Genomic DNA, 20,081 nt, shown 5'->3' on the forward strand with positions numbered 1-20,081 from the left:
GCACGCGGGTACCCCCGATTCACCACTCCTCCACGGATGCTCAGAGAGTTCCCGCTCTCCCCCGCCTCCGTCGTTGCACGCGGCGTGCCACAGCCGCCCGGGCGAGGATGGAGCCATGACGTTCCGCTACGACTTCGCCCCCACTCCGTTCGGAGACGCTCTCGCCGTGTTCTCCGACGCGGGGATCGTGCGCTTCGACCTCTCGGAGTCCGCAGATCCGTCGGTCCCCTGGCTGCTCGAGAACGTCTCGCGCCGACTCGGCTCGGTTCCCGAACCCGACCCGGGCGCCGCGGCCGAGCTGACGCTGCTCCTCGACGCGTATTTCGACGGCGAGCAGGTGGCCTTCCACGAGCAGCTCGACCTCGATTGGCGGCTCGTCGAGGGCTTCTCGCGCGCCGCACTGCAGACGATCTGCACGATCGAGTGGGGCGAGACCCTCAGCTACGGCGACGTCGCCGTACTCGCGGGCCATCCCGGAGCCGCTCGCGCCGTGGGCACTGCGTGTCGCCTGACGCCGTTCTCGATCGTCGTGCCGGTGCACCGCGTCGTGCGATCAGACGGGTCCGCAGGCCAGTACGGTGCCCATCCCGAGCGCAAGACCTTCCTGCTCGATCTCGAAGCACAGTCTCGATCGTGAAGCCCGGCGCCGTGCCCGACGCCCGGCGCTGCACCCCAACACGCATGTGGACCCCGGCGAGTAGGCCGCCGGGGTCCACGTGCGCGGTGCCGCCTCTGGGGCAGCACCGCGCAGGACACGTCAGTGCTCGGTGGCCTTCTCCGCGCCGAACCCGGTGAGCGAGCGCACCTCCATCTCGGCGGCCAGCGTCGGCGATTCCTTCTGCCGACTCGTGATGGTGCCGAGCCACCCGAGGAAGAACCCGATGGGTATCGACACGATTCCGGGGTTGTTCATCGGCCACAGCACGATGTCGATCCCGGGGATCATCGAGGTCGGAGAGCCCGAGAACACGGGCGAGAGCACGATCAGGATGATCGCCGCGCCGAGGCCGCCGTACATGCTCCACACCGCGCCGCGCGTGGTGAAGCGACGCCAGAACAGCGAGTACAGGATCGTCGGCAGGTTCGCGGATGCCGCGACCGCGAAGGCGAGCGCCACGAGGAACGCGATGTTCTGTCCCTGCGCCCCGATTCCGCCGATGATCGCGAGGATGCCGATGACGATCACCGTGCGGCGGGCGACGCGCACCTCGCCGTTGGGGTCGGGCTCCACGGGGTTGCCCGCGGCATCCTTCTTGCCCTTCTGGATCACGTTGGCGTAGATGTCGTGCGCGAACGAGGCCGCCGCGGTGATCGTGAGGCCCGCGACGACCGCGAGGATCGTCGCGAACGCCACGGCCGAGATGAACCCGAGAAGCACCGGTCCCCCGAGATACAGGGCGAGGAGCGGGGCTGCGGAGTTGGGTCCGCCGGGTGCCGCCGCGATGACATCGGCGCCCACCAGGGCGCCGGCCCCGTAGCCGAGCACGAGCGTGAGCAGATAGAAGCCGCCGATCAGCCAGATCGCCCACACCACCGAACGACGCGCCTCCTTGGCGGTCGGCACGGTGTAGAAACGCATCAGCACGTGCGGCAGGCCTGCGGTGCCGAGCACCAATGCCATCCCGAGGGACAGGAAGTCCCACGGGTTCGCGCCGTATTGCAGGCCGGGAGCGAGGATCGCGTCGCCCTTGTCGGAGTTCGCCACGGCTGCTTCGAGCAGGGTGTTGAGGTTGAAGCCGTGGATCGCGAGCACCCACACCGTCATCGCGATGGCACCGCCGATCAACAGGAACGCCTTGACGATCTGCACCCAGGTGGTGCCCTTCATCCCGCCGATCAGCACGTACACGATCATCAGCACGCCGACCACGGCGATGACGATCGACTGCCCCACTCGCCCGTCGATCCCGAGCAGCAGAGAGACGAGACCGCCGGCTCCGGCCATCTGGGCCAGCAGGTAGAAGAAGCACACCGCGAGCGTGGTGATGGCCGCCGCCATGCGCACGGGGCGCTGCTTCAGCCGGAAGGAGAGCACGTCGGCCATGGTGAACTTGCCGGTGTTGCGCATGAGCTCGGCGACGAGCAGGAGCGCCACGAGCCAGGCGACGAGGAATCCGATCGAATAGAGGAATCCGTCATAGCCGTTGATCGCGATCGCTCCACAGATGCCCAGGAATGACGCCGCCGACAGGTAGTCGCCCGCGATCGCGAAGCCGTTCTGGGGTCCGGTGAACGATCGGCCCGCCGCGTAGTAGTCGGCCGCGGTCTTGTTGTTGCGGCTCGCTCTGATGACGATGAACAGCGTCACCGCGACGAACGCGACGAAGATCGAGATGTTGAGCACGGGATTGCTCTCGACCGCGAGAGATTCGCCCGTGGCGAAGGGAGCGTTCATGCGTGTCCCTGCGCCTTCTCGAGATCTTCACGGATCTCGGTCGCGAGTGGATCGAATTTACGGTTCGCGAACGCGACATATCCCATGGTGATCGCGAATGTGGTGACGAACTGGCCGAGGCCGAGCAACAGTCCGACCGTTATATCGCCCCACACTCGTTGCCCCATGAAGTCGGTCGCGAATGCGCCCAGCAGCACATACACGAAATACCAGAGCAGGAAGAATGCCGCGAGCGGGAAGATGAATGATCTCTGAGTGCGTTTGAGCGTGCGGAAACGTTCGGATTCCTCGACAGCGATGTAGTCGATTCCATCCGCCGAATCGGCAGGTGAATGGTCGGTCATGGGGCCTCCTTGCCACATGTTCTTCGGCTCGCGCGACGGTGCCGTGCGAGTGATAGGGTCGACGCTACGAAACGGGGAACGGTGCCGTCACCCCCGAAAGTAGGTAGTCGTCATGAGCACAGCGACCGGATGGGAATCCGAGACCGAGCTCGTCGCCAGAGCCGTGCGCGAGCTGTCTCAGCGAACCCGTTTCCCGGTCGCCTTCGGCGGTCTGATCGACGAGGGCGTCGTCAGCGTCACGAGCATCGTCGGCAATCGCACCCGCAGCCTCGACGGCCTGCGCGTGCGCCCGGAGCGAGGGCTCGGCGGACGGGCGATGATGGAGCTGCGTCCTCGGATGACGAACGACTACGGCTCCTCGCGGCAGATCACGCATGACTACGACGTCTTCGTTCTGGGCGAAGGGCTCTGCACCCTGCTCGCTCTGCCGATCGTCGTCGCCGGTCGCCCACGCGGCGTGCTGTACGCCGGAGGGTGGGACCGCACGCCGGTGGGCGGAGTCACCACGGCTCCGGCGATGCAGGTCGCGCAGTCCGTGGCTGACGAACTGCGCATCCGCGACGAGGTGGATCGCCGTCTGCGAGCCGTCGGCCCCGCGCCCACCATGGTCGCCCCGCGGCAACGCGAAGAGCTCCGTGAGAGCTTCGCCGAGCTGCGCAGCATCGCCGCATCGGTCGATGACGTCGACCTCCGTGCTCGGATCGCCCAGGTGGAGCGGCGCTTGGTGCTGCTGGCAGGCGACACCGTCACCTCGACGGCCACGGGGCCGGTGTCGACCGTGCACCTCTCGCGCCGTGAGACCGATGTGCTGGCGTGCGCGGCTCTGGGGGCGACCAACGCCGAGATCGCCGCGGAGCTCGGACTCCGCGAGGGCACTGTCAAGGCCTATCTCGGAACGGCGATGTCCAAACTCGACGCGTCCACGCGCCACGCGGCAGTGACGAAAGCGCGCCGGGCCGGCATCCTGCCCTGATCGCGAAATAAAGGGTTCCGCTCGCACCGCCGCGAGCAATCAATTCATCGCATTGTTCATGATGTGTGCGAAACGGATGTATCGTCGTCTCCATGGCGAGACGAATTGTGCACCAGCTGGTAGACGACATCGATGGCAGCATTCTGGAAGTCGGCGAGGGCGAGACGGTCCATTTCTCGCTGAACGGCACGTCGTACGAGATCGACCTCAATGCCGAGCATGCCGAGGAATTGCGAAAGGCATTCGAGCCCTACATCTCCGCCGGTCGCCGCGCGGGATCCTCTTCCGCGGTCCGCTCCGCAGCCACGTCGCGCAAGCGCCCGGGGCGCAACCCCGAGGTCGCGGCCATCCGCGCGTGGGCCAACGACAACGGCTACACGCTGTCCGAGCGCGGGCGCATTCCCGCTCCCGTGGTCGAGGCGTACAACGCCGCTCACTGATTCCGCGTGAGGTTCACCGCGGTACACGTCTCGCGCTGGACCCTCACGAACTCGAACGCCCGAACACGGTCATTCCGAGGTCGCGGTCGCATCCTTCGCCCAGGCTTCGTCCCTGAGGGTGATCTGATCCGCCATGTCCGACAGGAATCGGATGACGACGTCGCGCTCGTCCGGGGTCAGGCGCGCCGCCGAATAGAACCTCTTCGCCTGCTGCTTCCCCACGGTGTCCATCGCGGCCTGCCTGGTCTCCGGGGTGATGGTGATGGCCAGTGCGCGCCGATCGGTCGGATGCGGCGCCCGGCGGATGTGTCCGCCCTTCTCGAGCCGATCCAGCAGCTTGGTGGTCGACGCCGTCGAGATGCCCAGGTGCGTCGCGATGCCACCGGGGGTCGCGGTCACGCCGCGGTTGTCGGACACGATCAGGTAGTGGAGCGCCCGCATGTCGGTCTCGTTCAGGCGCATGTATCGCCGCGATGCGAGTGAGAGCTTCTGCTCAGCGTCGCGCAGTTCGCCGAGCGCTCCCATGAGCACGGCGATCTGCTGCAGGTCTTCGGGGCCGACGCCAGAACGGTCGATCAAGACGCTTCGAGGGTCGCTCGACTCGACGTCGTAGATCGCCGAGTGCGCCAACCCGTCGGCGGACATCGCGCCGCGACGCGGGATCACATCCGACGAGCCGCTCCCCCCGGGGGTGGCGTCAGATCCGTTGTTCATGGGATCATGCTACACACGATTGGATTCATGTTATGTTGATAATTAGCTAGGCTAGCGAAATCTTGGAGGTTTCCCGTTGGATGAGGTCACCCTCCTTTCGGCAGACGGAGATGCGATCGGCGTGTTTCCGAAGGACGAGGTCCACACGACGCAGACCCCGCTGCACCTCGCCTTCTCGTGCCACGTGCTCGACGAGAACGGTCGACTCCTCGTGACGCGGCGCGCGCTCAGCAAGCGCACCTGGCCGGGAGTGTGGACCAACAGCTTCTGCGGCCACCCGCGACCGGGGGAAGACATGACGGATGCCGTCCATCGGCGCGCCCAGGACGAACTCGGCCTGACCGTGACCGACGTGACGATGGTGCTCGCCGACTACCGCTACCGCGCGGTGGATGCGAGCGGGATCGTCGAGAACGAGATCTGCCCCGTGCACATCGCGCGGGTGGACAGCGCGCTCTCCCCCGACCCCGACGAGGTGTCGGAGTGGGCATGGGTCGACCCTGCCGAGTTCGCGGACGCGGTGGCTGCGGCGCCTTTCGCCTTCAGCCCCTGGCTCGTGGAGCAGCTGCCGCAGCTGCGCGCATCCGGGGCGGTCTGACCATGACATCGACGGTGACCCACGAAGACATGGGTACGCAGGTCGAAGAGGTACTGCGACAGCGTTTCACGGCGCACAGCGAGAACGCTCAGGCATACGGCAGGGAGTTCGCGTCCCTGTGGCGTTCCGCAGCCGACCACGCACTGGGCGGCAAGCTCGTGCGGCCCCGGCTCCTGCTCGACATCCACAGAGCACTCGCCCCCGAACCGACCACGGAGCAGGCGACGGCTGCCGTCGACGTGGCGACGCACATCGAGCTCTTGCACTACGCCTTCCTGTTGCATGACGACGTGATCGACGGAGACCTGACCCGCCGCAGGCGCCCGAACCTGATCGGGGCTCTCGCGGCCGAGAGCCCCGGCTCGACCGAAGAGGCGTCTCTGCACTGGGCCCGGTCGAGCGCGATCCTCATGGGAGACCTGCTGCTGTCGGCCGCCGTGATGGGATTCGCGCGCGCAGACCTCTCGCAGCAGACGCGACTGCGGCTCCTCGATCTCGTGGAGCAGACGATTCTCGAGACCGTCGCCGGCGAGCACACCGACGTGGCGCTGAGCCACGGCATCGTCGCCCCCGATCTGCACACCGTGCTGAACATGAGCGTCTACAAGACGGCCACGTACTCGTTCTCGCTGCCGTTGCGGGCCGGCGCCATGCTGGCCGGAGCCTCGGGCTCGGCGGAAGACACTCTGCACATGGTCGGCAGGCATCTCGGTCTCGCCTACCAGTTGCAGGACGACCTGCTCTGCGTGTTCGGCGACCACCGGGTGCACGGCAAGGACGCCTTCTCGGATCTGCGCGAAGGCAAGGAGACGGCGATCATCGCGTACGCCCGCTCGACGTCGGCGTGGTCGCGCATCGAACGCGCATTCGGCTCCGACGACCTGACCATGCAGGAGGCGACCGCGATCCGCGACCTGCTTCGCGAGTGCGGCGCCGAGGACTTCGTGACCGGGCTCATCGCCGACCAGCGCGAGGCCGTGCACACGCTGCTCGCAGAGGCCGAAGGCCACGGTGAGATCAGCACGGATGCGGTGCGCACGATCACCGCCGTGTCCTCGCGACTCGATGGGCGGCAGGCGTGAGCGCCGCGGCCGCATCGGCCGGGGGCGACAGCCTCGGACGTTTCAGCCGCGCGGCGGACACGGCGTCGACCGACGTCATCCGCACCTACTCGACGTCGTTCGGATTGGCGACGCGCCTGCTGGGGCCGCGTCACCGTCAGCACGTGCGGAACATCTACGCGATGGTGCGCATCGCCGATGAGATCGTCGACGGGGTCGCCGCTCAGGCCGGGCTCGACGCCTCGGCGCAGACCGAAGCTCTCGCGTCGTACGTCGCCGAGACGCACCGATCCATGCGCGCCGGCTACAGCACCGATCTCGTGCTCCATGCCTTTGCCCGCACGGCGCGCGAATGCGGGATCGGCGAGGACCTGACGCAACCGTTCTTCGACTCCATGAAGGCAGACATCACGAACGCCACGCAATTCGCCGCCTACGACGCCGAGGCGCACGAGCGGTACGTGTACGGATCGGCGGAGGTGGTCGGACTCATGTGTCTGCGGGTGTTCCTGCGCGGCGCGGTCCGCACCGACGATGAGCACGCCACTCTCGTGCACGGCGCGCGGCAGCTCGGCGCCGCATTTCAGAACGTGAACTTCCTGCGCGACCTCGCAGACGACACCGATCGCCTGCAGCGCGGCTACCTCGCGGAATCCGGTCGACTGACTGACGCGGATCGCGACGAGTGGGTACGCCGGATCGAAGGGCAGCTCGACGATGCCCGCCGCTCGATCCCCCTGCTCCCCAAAGACGCGCGCGCCGCGGTGCGCAGTGCCCTCGCCCTCTTCGAGGCGTTGAACCGACGGGTCGCCCGCACACCCGCGAGCGAGCTGTATCGCCGCCGGGTGCGCGTTCCCGATCCGCTCAAAGCGCTGCTCGCCGCGCGCGCCGTGGTCGTCACCGCTGTGGAGCGCGACCGATGAGCCGCGTGGCAGTGATCGGCGCCGGCGTCGCCGGCCTCGCCGTGGCGGGTCTGCTCGCACGCGACGGCCACGACGTGACCGTCTACGAGAAGAACACCCGCGTCGGCGGGCGAGCCGGCACCATCGAGCGCGACGGCTTCCGCTTCGACTCCGGCCCGTCGTGGTACCTGATGCCCGAGGTCTTCGATCACTTCTTCACGATGATGGGAACGACCACCGAGGAACAGCTCGACCTGACCCTGCTCGATCCCGGCTACCGGGTCTTCCGCGAGCCCCGCACCGATGGCGTACCGACGCCGGTCACGGTGCCGAGCGGCCGCGCAGAGGTGACCGAGCTCTTCGAGGACCGCGAACCGGGATCCTCCGCAGCGCTCGACGCCTACCTCGACTCGGCGCACGAGGCCCGCACGATGGCCGAGAAGTACTTCCTCTACAACCCGTTCACGCGCCTGCGCACGCTGATGAGTCCTGAGGTGCTGCGCGCGCTTCCCCGGCTCGCATCGCTGCTGGGCACCCGCCTGCAGTCCTTCGCCGCCCGCCGCTTCCGCGATCCCGTGCTCCGTCAGATCCTCGGCTACCCCGCCGTGTTCCTGGGGACCGACCCTCGCAGCGCTCCCGCCATGTACCACCTGATGAGCGCGCTCGACCTCGATGAAGGCGTCAGCTATCCGCAGGGAGGCTTCTGGCGCGTCGTGGAGCGCATCGCCGACCTGGCACGCGACGCGGGGGCCACGATCATCACCGGAGCCGACGTCACGGCCATCCGCACCGGGGATGCCGGCGGCGAGCGTGTCGCCACCGGCATCGAATGGCGAGACGCCGACGGCATCCTGCATCGTGAGGACGCCGACATCGTGGTCTCCGGCGCCGACCTGCACCACACCGAGACCCGACTGCTGCCCGCCGAGCTGCGGACGTACCCGGAGAGCTGGTGGGACCGGCGCACGAGCGGCCCCGGAGCCGTGCTGGTGATGCTCGGAGTGCGCGGTTCCCTCCCCGAGCTGCCGCACCACTCCCTGTTCTTCACCGACGACTGGGACGCCAACTTCGACGCCATCTTCGGCGACGATCCGACGATCCCTTCCCCCGCGTCGACCTACGTGTGCCGTCCGAGTGCGACCGACGACACGGTGGCACCGCCCGAACATGAGAACCTCTTCGTGCTCGTGCCGATCCCCGCCGACACGGAGCTCGGTGGCGGTGGACCCGACGGCTCGGGTTCTGCCGCCGTCGAAGAGGCGGCGGATGCCGCGATCGACCTGATCTCCAGATGGGCGGGCATCGACGATCTGCGCGAGCGGATCGTGGTGCGCGAGACCAAGGGACCGGCCGACTTCCGCGACGACTACAACTCGTGGCGCGGGGGGATGCTGGGCCCCGCGCACATCCTGTCGCAGAGCGCGATGTTCCGGGCCCAGAACGCCTCCCGACGCGTGCGCGGCCTGTACTACGCCGGCGGCACGACGGCGCCGGGCGTCGGAGTGCCGATGTGCCTCATCAGCGCCGAGATCGTGCTGAAGCGGATTCGCGGCGACCACTCGAGCGGTCCGCTCCCGACCACCACCACCGCGGCTCCCACGCAGGTCTCGTGATGGGGGCGGTGTACCTGGCGATCCTTCTCGCCACTCTCGGCTGCATGCTGCTGCTCGACTGGCGCTTCCGCCTGTTCTTCTGGCGCGACGCCGTCTCGGCATCCGCCGTCACGATCGTCGGCCTGGCGTTCTTCCTGCTGTGGGACATCGCCGGAATCGCCGGCGGCATCTTCTTCCGAGGCGAGGCCATCGTGGCGACGGGGATCGTGCTGGCGCCGGAGCTGCCCATCGAGGAGCCCGTCTTCCTGGTGTTCCTCGTCGTGTGCACCATGGTCGTCTACACCGGTGCGATGCGCATCGTCGCGCGTCTACGGGCCCGTTCCGACGCAGAGGAGACGGCATGACCTACCTCGAGCTCTCGGCGTGGTTCGTCGGCGCAGCCGTGGCCGTCGCCCTGCTCGCCTCGCTGCTGGCGGGGCGTCGGCGCGCGAGCATCGTGGGCATCGGCATCACGATCGCTGTGCTGTTCGTGCTCACGGCGGTCTTCGACACCCTGATGATCGCGACGGGGCTGTTCCATTATTCGCCCGGCCACCTGCTCGGCATCCATATCGGGCTCGCACCGCTCGAGGACTTCGCGTATCCCCTCGCGGGGGCCGTGCTTCTGCCCGCGCTGTGGGCGGCTCTCAGAGCGCGTCGCACGCGCGGCTCGACGCCGTCCGCGTCCGCGACCACCGCCGAGGAGAATCGCCCGTGAACGCATCGACGGCCCCGACGCGCAGCGATCTCGCTCAGATCCTGCTCTCTTCACGACCGATCAGCTGGATCAACACGGCCTTCCCCTTCGCCGCGGCCTATCTGCTGGCGACGCGTGAGGTCGACCTCACGCTGATCATCGGCACGCTCTACTTCCTCATTCCCTACAACCTCGCGATGTACGGCATCAACGACGTGTTCGACTATGCCTCCGACCTCGCGAACCCTCGCAAGGGCGGCATCGAGGGTGCTCTGCTCTCGCCCCGCATCCACCGCGCGACGCTGTGGGCGGCTGTCCTGACGAACGTGCCGTTCCTCGTCTATCTCTTCGCGGTCGGCAACCCGGCGTCGTGGTGCTGGCTCGCGGTCAGCGTGTTCGCCGTGATCGCCTACTCTGCTCCGGGGCTCCGCTTCAAGGAGCGCCCCTTCCTCGACTCCACCACCTCGAGCCTGCACTTCGTGACGCCGGCGATCGTGGGGCTCTCGCTCGCCGCCGGGGCGATCACCCCGAGCGCGGTGATCGTGCTCGTCGCCTTCTTCCTGTGGGGGATGGCCGCGCACGCTTTCGGCGCGGTGCAGGACATCGGTCCCGACCGGGAGGGCGGCATCGGCTCGATCGCGACCGTGATCGGTGCCCGCGCCACGGTGCGGCTGGCGATCGCCCTGTGGACGCTCGCCGGGGTCGCGATGCTCTTCACGTCGTGGCCTGCGCCGCTCGGCGCGGCTCTGGCCGTCCCGTACATCGTGAACGCGGCGCCCTTCTGGAACGTGACCGACGAAACCTCCGCGACCACCAACCGCGCGTGGCGCCGGTTCATCGCACTGAACTATTTCGCCGGCTTCCTGGCGACGATGATCCTCATCCTCGCATGGCTGTCCTGACACCGCTGCTCTCCTCACCACCCCGCCCCTTCTCCCGAGAGGACCCCGATGTCCAGCCCTGACGGCGCCCAGACCGCACCGACCCGCGAGCGCACCCGCAGACACTCCTGGCTGCGAGTGTTCCTGCCGGTCGCCCTGATACTCGTGTGGCTCGTGGGCGCCGGACTGGGCGGTCCGCTGTTCGGCAAGATCGACGAGGTCTCCTCGAACGACCAGACCAGCTACCTGCCCGAATCGGCCGATGCGACCCAGGTGCAGGAACTGCTCGGGGAGTTCCGTGACAGCGACACGATCCCGGCCATCGCCGTCTTCGTCGGCGACGGGCAACTGTCGGAGGACGACGTCCAGGTCATCACGGACGCCGTCGCAGAGGCGCCGTCCGTCGAGGGCGTGAGCGAAGACATCTCCCCCGCTCTGACCTCGGACGACGGTCAGGCCGTGCAGGCCTTCATCCCGATCGACGGCGAGGCCGAGCTGGCCGACACCGTCGCCGCCCTCGGCGACGAGCTGCGGGGCGCTGCGCCCGACGGGGTCACGGTCTACATCACCGGGCCGGCCGGATTCACCGCCGACCTGGCGGCCGGGTTCGCGGGCATCGACGGCCTCCTCCTCGGCGTCGCCCTGCTGGCCGTGCTGATCATCCTGATCCTCGTCTACCGCTCGTTCCTCCTGCCCCTCGTCGTGCTCTTCACCAGCCTGTTCGCACTGTGCGTCGCGCTTCTCGTCGTGTGGTGGCTCGCCAAGTTCGAGGTGCTGCTGCTCAGCGGGCAGACCCAGGGCATCCTGTTCATCCTCGTGATCGGCGCGGCCACCGACTATGCCCTGCTCTTCGTCGCCCGCTTCCGCGAGGAACTCCGTGTCTCACGCGACAAGGGAGTCGCTGTGCTGGCGGCCTGGAAGGGCTCGTTCGAGCCGATCGTCGCCTCGGGCGGCACCGTGATCGCCGGCCTCCTCTGCCTGCTGCTCAGCGACCTGAAGTCGAACAGCACGCTCGGTCCCGTCGCTGCGATCGGCATCGTGTTCGCCATGCTGGCGGCACTCACGCTGCTTCCCGCTCTGCTGCTGCTCTTCGGACGGGCGGTCTTCTGGCCGCGTCGCCCGAAGTTCGAGCCGGAGGTCGTGGCCGAAGAGCACGGGATGCGCACCACCGGGCTCTGGGCACGCCTCGCCGGGGTCATCACCAAGCGACCGCGCGCCATCTGGATCGTCACGACGCTCGTGCTCATCGCGGGAGCATCCGGAGTGCTTCAGCTCAACGCATCCGGAGTGCCGCAGTCCGATCTCGTGCTCGGCGAGTCGGAGGCGCGAGACGGCCAGGTCGCTCTGGGAGAGCATTTCCCGGGAGGCTCGGGCAGCCCGGTCTACGTCGTCGTGCTGGAAGACGGCCTGCAGGATGCAGCCGATGTCCTGCTCGCGAACGACGGGATCGACGGCGTCACGGTGACGGCGGCCGACTCGCCGAGCGGTTCGGCACCTGTCACCGCCGACGGCATCTCGGCATTCGGCCCTCCCGGAACCCCCGCCCCCGAGCCCACGGTGGTCGACGGCGAGGTGATGCTCCAGGGCACGCTCACCGACGCCGCCGACTCGGATGCCGCAGCGCAGACCGTGCGCGACCTCCGTACCGATCTCGACCAGGTCGACGCCATCGTCGGCGGAGTCACCGCGACGGCGATCGACACGAACGACGCGTCGATCCATGATCGCAACCTGATCATCCCGGTGATCCTCGTGGTGATCATGCTGATCCTGATGCTGCTGTTGCGGTCGATCCTCGCACCGGTGCTCCTGATCGCCACGACCGTGCTCTCGTTCGGCACGGCCCTGGGCGTCTCGGCACTGGTCTTCAACGGAGTGTTCGACTTCCCCGGCGCCGATCCCGCCGTGCCGCTCTACGGGTTCGTGTTCCTGGTGGCGCTGGGCATCGACTACAACATCTTCCTGATGACCCGTGTGCGCGAGGAGTCTCTGCAGCACGGCACCCGCGAGGGCGTTCTGCGCGGGCTCTCGATCACCGGCGGCGTGATCACGTCTGCGGGCCTCGTGCTCGCAGCGACCTTCGCCGCCCTGTCGGTGATCCCGATCCTGTTCCTGGTGCAGCTCGCGTTCATCGTCGCGTTCGGAGTGCTGCTCGACACGTTCGTGGTGCGCTCGCTGCTCGTGCCGGCGCTCGCCTACGATCTGGGCCGGGTGATCTGGTGGCCGTCGAAGCTGTGGCGCAGCGGCCGAGACTGATGGGGTGCCCTCGACTGGATTCGAACCAGCGACCTGCCCTTTAGGAGAGGGCTGCTCTATCCTGCTGAGCTACGAGGGCGAGGGTTCCATTCTAGAGGAACCCTCGCCCTCCGCTCATGCGGCCAACGCCAGATACGGCTCCCATCGAGGGTCGCTGCGTTCGCTTCCGCGCACGGTCCATGCCGTGCCGTGCGGCGGGCGCGGCGTGAACCGCAGGGCCCACCGCATCTCCTGCGGGGTGCGGTCGCTCTTGATGTTGTTGCAGCGAAGGCAGCAGGCGACGAGGTTCTCCCAGGAGTCCGCACCGCCGCGCGAGCGCGGCAGCACGTGGTCGATCGTCGAGGCCGCCTTGCCGCAGTAGCCGCATCGGTGGTCGTCACGGCGCAGCACCCCGCGGCGCGTCACGGGGACCCGTCTGCTCACGGGGATGCGCACATAGCGCGACAGGATGATCACCGCCGGCCGGTCGTAGACGCCGTGGCTCCCCCAGACGGGGTCATCCTCCACGCGTTCGATCACCGAGGCCTTGTCGTTCATGACCAGGACCAGTGCTCTTTTGAACGACACGATCGCCAGAGGCTCGTATCCCGCGTTCAGTACCAGTGTGCGCATCGTCATCCTCTCGATCCGCCGGGACGGCTTCCCGGCACTCTCGACTCACACGCGTCGCGGAGGAGGTGAGCGCTCGCAGGGACGAAAGAAGGCGCTGTCTACAGACAGCGCCTTCTGCGCACGGCAGCACCGTGGCATCCCTGCGGACGATGCCGAAGGACGTGACGACCGAGGGCATCCATGGTTCGGATGCTCGGTATTCGCACCATCAGCTTCTCCCGCCTGTTACGACAACGCGTTCAGGCTAACCCATCACCGAGGCAGGAGGGCCGAACCGCCGGTGAACAATGGGAGGCGTGTTCGTCAGGCGGGGTGTGATGCGACGCCGGCTCAGCCGGCGTTGGCAGCGAGCCAGGCGATCGGCTCGAGGAGGCCGCCGTTGACCCAGACCTCGAAGTGCAGGTGGTTCGCGGTGGAACGACCGGTGCTTCCGACGAAGCCGATCAGCTGCCCTGCAGCGACCGTGTCGCCGGCCTGCACCTGGCGGGAACCATAGATCATGTGGCCGTAGGTGGTCTGCACACGCTGACCGCCCACGACGCTGTCGAGCATGACGGCGACGCCGTATCCGCCGATGCTCTCGGCCGATGCCCGGACCACGCCTGCCGCGGCGGCATAGATCGGCGTGCCGGCAGGAGCCAGCATGTCCGCACCCTGGTGCGCGCCGCCGACTGTGCGGCTGACGTGGTACGACCCCTGAGGCAGCGGGTAGCGGACCTCTCCCGATCCGGGCGAGACGAGCCCGTAGTTCCCGGTGTTGAAGTTGCCGCCGCCGGAAGACGCCAGCGACGCTGCCGCCGCCGAGGCCGCAGCTGCGGCACGTGCCGCTGCTGCTTCTTCTGCCTTCTTCTTGGCGATCTCGTCGGGCGTGGTCGCGGTGAAGGTTCCGCGGCTGAGAGACGCTGCCGTCGCATCCGAGGCGACCACGAGGGACTGCGAGTCGTCGGCCGCGAGCTGCTGCAGAGTCGTGGCAGCAGCCTCGGTCGGCGTGGTGGATGCGTAGGCCGGCAGAGCGACCGCGGCGACGAGAGCACCGACTGCCCCGAAGATGGCGACCGATCGCAGGGGCTTTGCCACCTTGCGTGCACTCGACGCCGCGCGTGTGCTGCGGGCGACTGCTCGATCTTCAGTTGTCTTCGCGGGTGATTCGATGTCTCTGACCAAAACGTAATCCTCCTGCGCCTGCACGCTCGGGTTGCGCTGACTCGTCGGCACTCTGCTCTCGTGGCACGTATGTAGCTCGGGTACTTTGTGCGTTCTTGTCGAGAAGACGACGAGCCTGGAAGGCGATCCTCTCGGGTATCGTCAGCGGGCTTTCGCGACGACCTGTCCGAGGTTACCGGAAGATAACGAAACTGTCACCCTGGGAAACTGGCAATCCCCGCAGAGGCCGAACCGCGCGGGATCACGGCGCGATTCAGACCGGCTCGCCGACCAGGAAGATGTGCGAGGCGAGCTCGACCGGAAGCTCGAGGCCGTCGTCCTTGCCCTCCATCTGGATGAGGACGTAGCCCTCGTTGAAGCGGTAGTCGCCCTTGGCGCCGGGGACGACTCCCGCGTCGCGGAGCTGCTCGAGCAGTTCGGGATCGACCTGCGCCGGCTCCGCGAGGCGACGCACCGTGCCCTCGATCGGAGCACCCGCGGCGTTGAGCTTCTGAACGAGGCCGATCACTCCCTCGTCGAAGGTGCGCGCGGGGGTGTCGCCCAGCTGGTCGAGACCCGGGATCGGGTTGCCGTACGGGGATTCGGTGGGGTGACCGAGGAGCTCGACGAGGCGGCGCTCGACCTGCTCGCTCATCACGTGCTCCCACCGGCACGCCTCTTCGTGCACATAGGCCCAATCGAGGCCGATCACGTCGGACAGCAGGCGCTCGGCGAGACGATGCTTGCGCATCACGTCGACGGCCTTGCGGCGGCCCGCGTCGGTCAGCTCGAGGGTGCGGTCCTCAGAGACGACGACGAGACCGTCGCGTTCCATGCGGCCCACCGTCTGCGAGACCGTGGGACCGGAGTGGCCGAGTCGCTCGGAGATGCGCGCGCGCAGGGGCACGATGTTCTCCTCCTCGAGTTCGAGGATGGTGCGGAGATACATCTCCGTGGTGTCGATCAAGTCCGTCATGCGACCCTCCGAGTCTTCTTAGGCAAGCCTACATTCCCGCGGGGACATCAGGCGTCATGCGGTGGGGCGACGAATCGGCACGGCCTAGACTCGACGCATGGCGATCGAGATTCCCCGTGACCTTCTGCCCGTCGACGGCCGCTTCGGCTGCGGCCCCTCGAAGGTGCGCCCCGAACAGCTCGAGGCGCTGCTGGCCGCGGGGCCCACGCTGCTGGGCACCTCGCACCGACAGGCGCCCGTGAAGAACCTCGTGGGGAGCGTCCGCGAGCAGCTCGCGGCGCTGTTCCGTCTTCCCGAGGGATACGAGATCATCGTCGGCAACGGCGGATCGACGGCGTTCTGGGACGCGGCGGCCTTCGGCCTGATCGAGCGCCGCAGCCAGAATCTCGTGTTCGGCGAGTTCGGCGGCAAGTTCGCGGCATCCGCTGCCGCCCCATGGCTCGAGGCACCCGACGTCCGCAAGGCCGAGCCCGGCTCGCGGGTCGCGGCCGAGATCGTCGAGGGCGTCGACGTCTACGCGTGGCCGCACAACGAGACGTCGACCGGCGTCGCCGCCCCCGTCGAGCGCGTCACCGCCGAGGGAGCGCTCACGGTCATCGACGCGACCAGCGCGGCAGGTGGCATCGACTTCGACGCCACCCAGGCCGATGTCTACTACTTCGCGCCGCAGAAGAACCTCGGCTCCGACGGCGGCCTCTGGTTTGCGGCCGTGTCTCCCGCCGCGATCGACCGCATCGAGCGCATCGCCGCATCGGGTCGGTACATCCCCGAGTTCCTCAGCCTGAAGAATGCGGTCGACAACTCCCGACTCAACCAGACGCTCAACACTCCCGCACTCACCACCCTGCACCTGCTCGACAGCCAGCTGCGCTGGATCAACGGCAACGGCGGGCTCGCCTGGGCGGGGGCTCGCACGGCCGAGTCGTCGAACGTGCTGTACGACTGGGCAGCGGCCTCCGCCGTCGCCACCCCGTTCGTCACGGATGCCGCGCACCGATCGCCGGTCGTCGTGACGATCGACTTCGACGACACGATCGACGCCGCCGCGATCGCCAAGACTCTGCGCGCGAACGGCATCGTCGACACCGAGCCCTACCGCAAGCTCGGTCGGAACCAGCTGCGCGTGGCGACCTTCGTCTCGATCGAACCCGACGATGTGCGTCAGCTGACGCGCGCGATCGACTACGTGCTCGAGCGCCAGGGCGACTGACCGGCGCAGGACGACGAGAAAGGGGCCGCGTGATCACACGCGGCCCCTTTCTGTGTGCGCGGCTCGGAAGCCACGGACGCGAGGTCACTCCTCGTCGTCGGAATCCTCGTCGTCGGAATCCTCGTCCTCGGAATCCGCGTCCTCGGCATCCGCGTCCTCGGCATCCGCGTCCTCGGAATCTTCATCGTCGTCGGCAGCGACCGAATCGTCGAGCTCGTCGATGTCGACGCCGTCGAGGTCGCCCGCGTGCAGCACGCGCGGCTCCGTCGCCAGGTCGTCCTCGTCGAGATCTTCGTCTTCGTCTTCGTCGTCGTCGTCGTCGTCGTCGGAGTCATCATCGAGGTCGTCTTCATCCTCGTCGATGTCGTCGAGCTCATCGTCTTCGATCCCGTCCGCATCATCGGCGTCGGGGTCGACTTCAGCGGCCGCAGCGGCCTGCTCGGCCAGTTCGGCCTGGTGCGCGCGGTACTCGGCAAGACGCTCGGCCCACGGCACCCACTCCGGAGCCAGCAGAGCACCGTCGCCCGGCATCAGCTCGACTTCGAGGACAGTGGGGTCCTCGTCGTCGACGCGCGCGACCGTGACGGTCCAGTACCAGCCGGGGTATCCGGGGAGGCGGTTCTCGAACCGCAGCGAGAGCGAGCCGTCGTCCTCGGGAAGGAAGCCTGCCGCCGGGCCGACGGTCGAGGCGGGCGTGATCTCATGAAGCGCCGCGAGCGCGAGATCATGCGCGTCGACGAGACGCTGGTCGACGTCAGGCTTCGAGGTCATCAGCGACCTTGCGCAGAACAGCCGCGATCTTGCGGCCATGAGCAGACGACGGGTACCGGCCGCGGCGCAGGTCGCCGCCGATGCCGTCGAGGAGCTTCACCAGATCCTCGACGATGATCGCCATGTCGTCGGCGGGCTTGCGCTTCGCCTTGGCCAGACTCGGCGGCGCCTCGAGCACACGCACCGAGAGGGCCTGGAGTCCGCGCTTTCCGTCGGCGACGCCGAACTCCACGCGCGCACCGGCCTTGATGGCCGTGCCGGCAGGCATCGCCGAGGCGTGCAGGAAGACATCCTGGCCGTCATCGGTGGCGATGAAGCCGAAACCCTTGTCTTCGTCGTAGAACCTGACCTTGCCGGTGGGCATGGGAGTAACCTCGCTGAGTCGGTGTGGAGCTGGATGGCGCACGAGTGCGCCTCTCCCAGCCTACCGGTCAGCACGCGTCGACGCCGAGGCGACGGGCGGAACCACCACGACGTGCACCGACTAGGCTGAGACGGATGAGCATGAAGAGTCCCGAACCGGATGTCCCCGTGCGCCGCGTCGACCGCATCCTGGCGTTCACGGCACTGGGTCTCGCTGCGGCCTCGATCATCTGCTTCTTCGCGATCATCATCGGCACTGCCGTCGGCATGCAGCAGCAGGACTTCGGCTCCGGCGTGTGGCCGCTCGTCGCAGCGGTGCCGTACTGGGGCCTCCCTGCCGCATTCGTGATGATCATCGTGCTCCTGTCGATGAGCTTCGCGCGCAAGGGTCGCGCATCGCGATCCTGAGGCCATCGGCATGACGACGCACGCACGCCCTCTGGCTGAATGGCTGGCCGTGGCGAGTGATGCGGACCTCGTCTCGCTGTTCGCCGTGCGGGGAGTGCGGGCCGACGCCGGGTGGCAGGACTTCTTCGACGCCGCCGAGTCGCTGCTCGAGGGGGCATCGCTCGCGCGGGTGCTCCCGACGCTCACCCGCTCCGAGGCGGCAGCCTTGAGCGCAGCCTCGGCCGCGGGGTCCGCGGTGCCCGAGTCTCTCGAGCGGGCGACTCTCGGGGCTCTCGCGCTCGTGAGTCCCGACGGCACGCCATGGCCCGCCGTCGCCGCAGCCGTCGGCGATCGTGTCGCGCCCGCCCCCGTCGCCCCGTCCTCGCCCCTCCCCTCTGACGACGGGGCCGAGGCGCATGCGGCCGAACGCGCCTTCACGACCGTCTCCGCCGTCGCCGACCTTCTGCTCCTCGCTCGCGACCGCCCGTTCACACTGCTCACGGGTGGCACTCTCAGCGCCGGTGAGAAGCGGCAGCTCGCAGAGGCGGGACTCGATGCCGACGCCGCCGACGCGCTGGTCGACATCGCCGCGAGCGCCGGCCTGGTGGTGATCGATGACCGTCGCCTGCGTGTGACGGTGAGGGCGGAGGAATGGCTGCGCTCGTCGGTCGCCGACCGCTGGAGCGCCCTCGTCTCCGGCCACCGAGATGCACTCCCCCGCGGCATCCGCAGCGAGAGCGGCGCATGGATCCCGACCGCGGAGTGGGGCGGCGCGCACCCCTGGGATCCGTCGTGGCCCGCGCGCAGCACCGTGTTGATCGAGCGCTTCCGCCTGCTCGGCCTCGTGGCCGACGACGGCAGCGAGCCCTCGTGGGCGACGCCGGTTCGAGACGGTGAACCGGTCGATCCTGCACGGCTCACACGCCTGCTGCCGAGCGAGGTCGACCGCATCTTCCTTCAGAACGACCTGAGCGCGATCGCGCCGGGACCGCTCGCCCCGGCACTCGATGTGCGGCTGCGGACGATCGCCGCGCGCGAATCGGCGGCACAGGCATCGTCCTACCGCTTCACTCCGGAATCGGTGGCGAGAGCCCTCGTGTCGGGCGAGAGCGAGCAGTCGATCATCGAGTTCCTCGAGAGCGTCTCGCTCACCGGCATTCCTCAGCCGCTGCGCTATCTGGTGACGCAGACCGCTCAGCGTCACGGTCTGGTGCGGGTGTCGACGGATGCCGAGACCGGCCGCACGCGCATCGAGAGCGCCGACCGCACGCTGCTCGACGCGATGTCGGTCGATCAGACGCTGCGACCGCTGGGACTGTCCACGCATGTCGGGTCCCTCACCACGCGAGTCGGACGCGACACCGTCTACTGGGCCCTGGTCGATGCGCGGTACCCGGCCACGCTCGTCGACGAGACGGGCGAGCCCCTCGCGGGTGAGCGCAATCCTGCTGCCGACCCCGTGCCGCCGGTACCCGCCGACTATGCACCCCTGATCGCTGCGCTGCGCTCGCACCACGGGCCGGACGCCGATGCGGCCTGGCTCGATCGCGAGCTCGAGGCAGCCGTCCGCTCACGCGCCACGCTCCGCGTGACCATCGGCATGCCCGACGGTTCGGCCCGCGAGCTGCTGCTGGAGGCGACGGGCCTCGGTGGCGGGAGACTGCGGGGCAGGGACCGCGCCGCCGACGTCGAACGCACACTGCCGGTGTCGAGCATCCGCTCCGCGTCCGTGGTGGAGCCGCCTCCGTGATCCGGCGGTAAACTGG

At 68.3% G+C, this 20,081-nt stretch carries 22 protein-coding genes and 1 tRNA gene; 14 read left to right on the forward strand and 9 right to left on the reverse strand.

The genetic code is table 11. The features are described from left to right. Positions 1-115: 115 nt before the first annotated feature. Positions 116-637: a methylated-DNA--[protein]-cysteine S-methyltransferase gene (locus AC3WS6_RS14710; RefSeq protein WP_492501782.1), complete on the forward strand. Its 522-nt coding sequence runs from the start codon at positions 116-118 to the stop codon at positions 635-637. 120 nt (positions 638-757) lie between these two features. On the opposite strand, the gene AC3WS6_RS14715 is transcribed toward AC3WS6_RS14710, so the two are convergent. Both AC3WS6_RS14715 and AC3WS6_RS14720 read right to left on the reverse strand, forming a co-directional pair. Beyond that, positions 758-2,395, reverse strand: coding sequence for a monocarboxylic acid transporter (locus AC3WS6_RS14715; RefSeq protein ID WP_492501783.1), 1,638 nt, complete (start codon positions 2,393-2,395; stop codon positions 758-760). Beyond that, complete coding sequence (locus AC3WS6_RS14720) at positions 2,392-2,739, reverse strand: DUF485 domain-containing protein (RefSeq protein ID WP_492501784.1); 348 nt, start codon at positions 2,737-2,739, stop codon at positions 2,392-2,394. The genes AC3WS6_RS14715 and AC3WS6_RS14720 overlap by 4 nt, the downstream gene beginning before the upstream one ends. Positions 2,740-2,851: 112 nt before the next feature. Between AC3WS6_RS14720 and AC3WS6_RS14725 the strand changes: the two genes are divergently transcribed. Together AC3WS6_RS14725 and AC3WS6_RS14730 are read left to right on the forward strand one after the other, a co-directional pair. Continuing rightward, positions 2,852-3,712, forward strand: coding sequence for a LuxR C-terminal-related transcriptional regulator (locus tag AC3WS6_RS14725; protein ID WP_492501785.1), 861 nt, complete (start codon positions 2,852-2,854; stop codon positions 3,710-3,712). Positions 3,713-3,804: 92 nt separating this feature from the next. Then, positions 3,805-4,152, forward strand: a complete 348-nt coding sequence (locus tag AC3WS6_RS14730) for a histone-like nucleoid-structuring protein Lsr2 (RefSeq protein WP_492501786.1) — start codon at positions 3,805-3,807, stop codon at positions 4,150-4,152. Positions 4,153-4,221: 69 nt separating this feature from the next. Here the strand turns inward: AC3WS6_RS14730 and AC3WS6_RS14735 are convergent, their stop codons facing one another. Further along, positions 4,222-4,797 (reverse strand): MarR family winged helix-turn-helix transcriptional regulator, encoded by a 576-nt coding sequence (locus AC3WS6_RS14735; protein ID WP_492502319.1) that lies wholly within the window; start codon positions 4,795-4,797, stop codon positions 4,222-4,224. Between the two features lie 145 nt (positions 4,798-4,942). Between AC3WS6_RS14735 and idi the strand changes: the two genes are divergently transcribed. Genes idi through AC3WS6_RS14775 form a run of 8 tightly spaced genes read left to right on the forward strand, consistent with a single transcriptional unit; the run spans position 4,943 to position 12,853 of the window. Then, a complete protein-coding gene (gene idi, locus AC3WS6_RS14740; protein ID WP_492501787.1) occupies positions 4,943-5,464 on the forward strand; it encodes an isopentenyl-diphosphate Delta-isomerase in 522 nt (173 codons plus the stop codon). Between the two features lie 2 nt (positions 5,465-5,466). Next, complete coding sequence (locus AC3WS6_RS14745; RefSeq protein WP_492501788.1) at positions 5,467-6,546, forward strand: polyprenyl synthetase family protein; 1,080 nt, start codon at positions 5,467-5,469, stop codon at positions 6,544-6,546. Continuing rightward, complete coding sequence (locus AC3WS6_RS14750; protein ID WP_492501789.1) at positions 6,543-7,448, forward strand: phytoene/squalene synthase family protein; 906 nt, start codon at positions 6,543-6,545, stop codon at positions 7,446-7,448. The genes AC3WS6_RS14745 and AC3WS6_RS14750 overlap by 4 nt, the downstream gene beginning before the upstream one ends. Continuing rightward, positions 7,445-9,040, forward strand: coding sequence for a phytoene desaturase family protein (gene crtI / locus AC3WS6_RS14755; protein WP_492501790.1), 1,596 nt, complete (start codon positions 7,445-7,447; stop codon positions 9,038-9,040). The genes AC3WS6_RS14750 and crtI overlap by 4 nt, the downstream gene beginning before the upstream one ends. Then, complete coding sequence (locus AC3WS6_RS14760; RefSeq protein WP_492502320.1) at positions 9,040-9,384, forward strand: lycopene cyclase domain-containing protein; 345 nt, start codon at positions 9,040-9,042, stop codon at positions 9,382-9,384. Before crtI ends, AC3WS6_RS14760 begins: the two co-directional genes overlap by 1 nt. Beyond that, positions 9,381-9,737: a lycopene cyclase domain-containing protein gene (locus tag AC3WS6_RS14765; protein WP_492501791.1), complete on the forward strand. Its 357-nt coding sequence runs from the start codon at positions 9,381-9,383 to the stop codon at positions 9,735-9,737. Before AC3WS6_RS14760 ends, AC3WS6_RS14765 begins: the two co-directional genes overlap by 4 nt. Beyond that, on the forward strand, positions 9,734-10,618 hold the full coding sequence (locus tag AC3WS6_RS14770) for a prenyltransferase (protein WP_492501792.1): 885 nt from the start codon (positions 9,734-9,736) through the stop codon (positions 10,616-10,618). The genes AC3WS6_RS14765 and AC3WS6_RS14770 overlap by 4 nt, the downstream gene beginning before the upstream one ends. Before the next feature lie 48 nt (positions 10,619-10,666). Further along, positions 10,667-12,853 carry an MMPL family transporter gene (locus AC3WS6_RS14775; protein WP_492501793.1) on the forward strand — a complete coding sequence of 729 codons (2,187 nt, stop codon included), beginning with the start codon at positions 10,667-10,669 and terminating at the stop codon, positions 12,851-12,853. 5 nt (positions 12,854-12,858) lie between these two features. On the opposite strand, the gene AC3WS6_RS14780 is transcribed toward AC3WS6_RS14775, so the two are convergent. From AC3WS6_RS14780 to AC3WS6_RS14795, 4 genes are all read right to left on the reverse strand, one after another. Then, positions 12,859-12,932: transfer RNA gene (locus AC3WS6_RS14780), tRNA-Arg, on the reverse strand. A gap of 35 nt (positions 12,933-12,967) precedes the next feature. After that, positions 12,968-13,465, reverse strand: coding sequence for an HNH endonuclease (locus AC3WS6_RS14785; protein ID WP_492501794.1), 498 nt, complete (start codon positions 13,463-13,465; stop codon positions 12,968-12,970). Between the two features lie 330 nt (positions 13,466-13,795). Beyond that, the gene (locus AC3WS6_RS14790) at positions 13,796-14,542 is read right to left on the reverse strand and encodes a M23 family metallopeptidase (RefSeq protein ID WP_492501795.1); all 747 of its coding nucleotides are present in this window, start codon (positions 14,540-14,542) and stop codon (positions 13,796-13,798) included. Positions 14,543-14,882: 340 nt separating this feature from the next. Then, positions 14,883-15,584, reverse strand: coding sequence for an iron-dependent transcriptional repressor DtxR (locus tag AC3WS6_RS14795; RefSeq protein ID WP_492501796.1), 702 nt, complete (start codon positions 15,582-15,584; stop codon positions 14,883-14,885). 97 nt (positions 15,585-15,681) lie between these two features. Here AC3WS6_RS14795 and serC point away from each other — a divergent pair, with 97 nt between their 5' ends. Beyond that, on the forward strand, positions 15,682-16,794 hold the full coding sequence (gene serC, locus AC3WS6_RS14800) for a phosphoserine transaminase (protein ID WP_492501797.1): 1,113 nt from the start codon (positions 15,682-15,684) through the stop codon (positions 16,792-16,794). Between the two features lie 84 nt (positions 16,795-16,878). Here serC and AC3WS6_RS14805 read toward each other — a convergent pair whose 3' ends face one another. Further along, complete coding sequence (locus AC3WS6_RS14805) at positions 16,879-17,565, reverse strand: DUF3027 domain-containing protein (RefSeq protein WP_492501798.1); 687 nt, start codon at positions 17,563-17,565, stop codon at positions 16,879-16,881. After that, positions 17,549-17,929, reverse strand: a complete 381-nt coding sequence (locus AC3WS6_RS14810; RefSeq protein ID WP_492501799.1) for a cold-shock protein — start codon at positions 17,927-17,929, stop codon at positions 17,549-17,551. The genes AC3WS6_RS14805 and AC3WS6_RS14810 overlap by 17 nt, the downstream gene beginning before the upstream one ends. Before the next feature lie 134 nt (positions 17,930-18,063). Here AC3WS6_RS14810 and AC3WS6_RS14815 point away from each other — a divergent pair, with 134 nt between their 5' ends. Both AC3WS6_RS14815 and AC3WS6_RS14820 read left to right on the forward strand, forming a co-directional pair. Then, positions 18,064-18,336 carry a multidrug ABC transporter ATPase gene (locus AC3WS6_RS14815; protein ID WP_492501800.1) on the forward strand — a complete coding sequence of 91 codons (273 nt, stop codon included), beginning with the start codon at positions 18,064-18,066 and terminating at the stop codon, positions 18,334-18,336. Positions 18,337-18,346: 10 nt separating this feature from the next. Then, complete coding sequence (locus tag AC3WS6_RS14820) at positions 18,347-20,065, forward strand: helicase-associated domain-containing protein (RefSeq protein WP_492501801.1); 1,719 nt, start codon at positions 18,347-18,349, stop codon at positions 20,063-20,065. Positions 20,066-20,081: the final 16 nt, after the last annotated feature.

The organism is Microbacterium sp. EB106-03-03-XG65 (assembly GCF_058791955.1).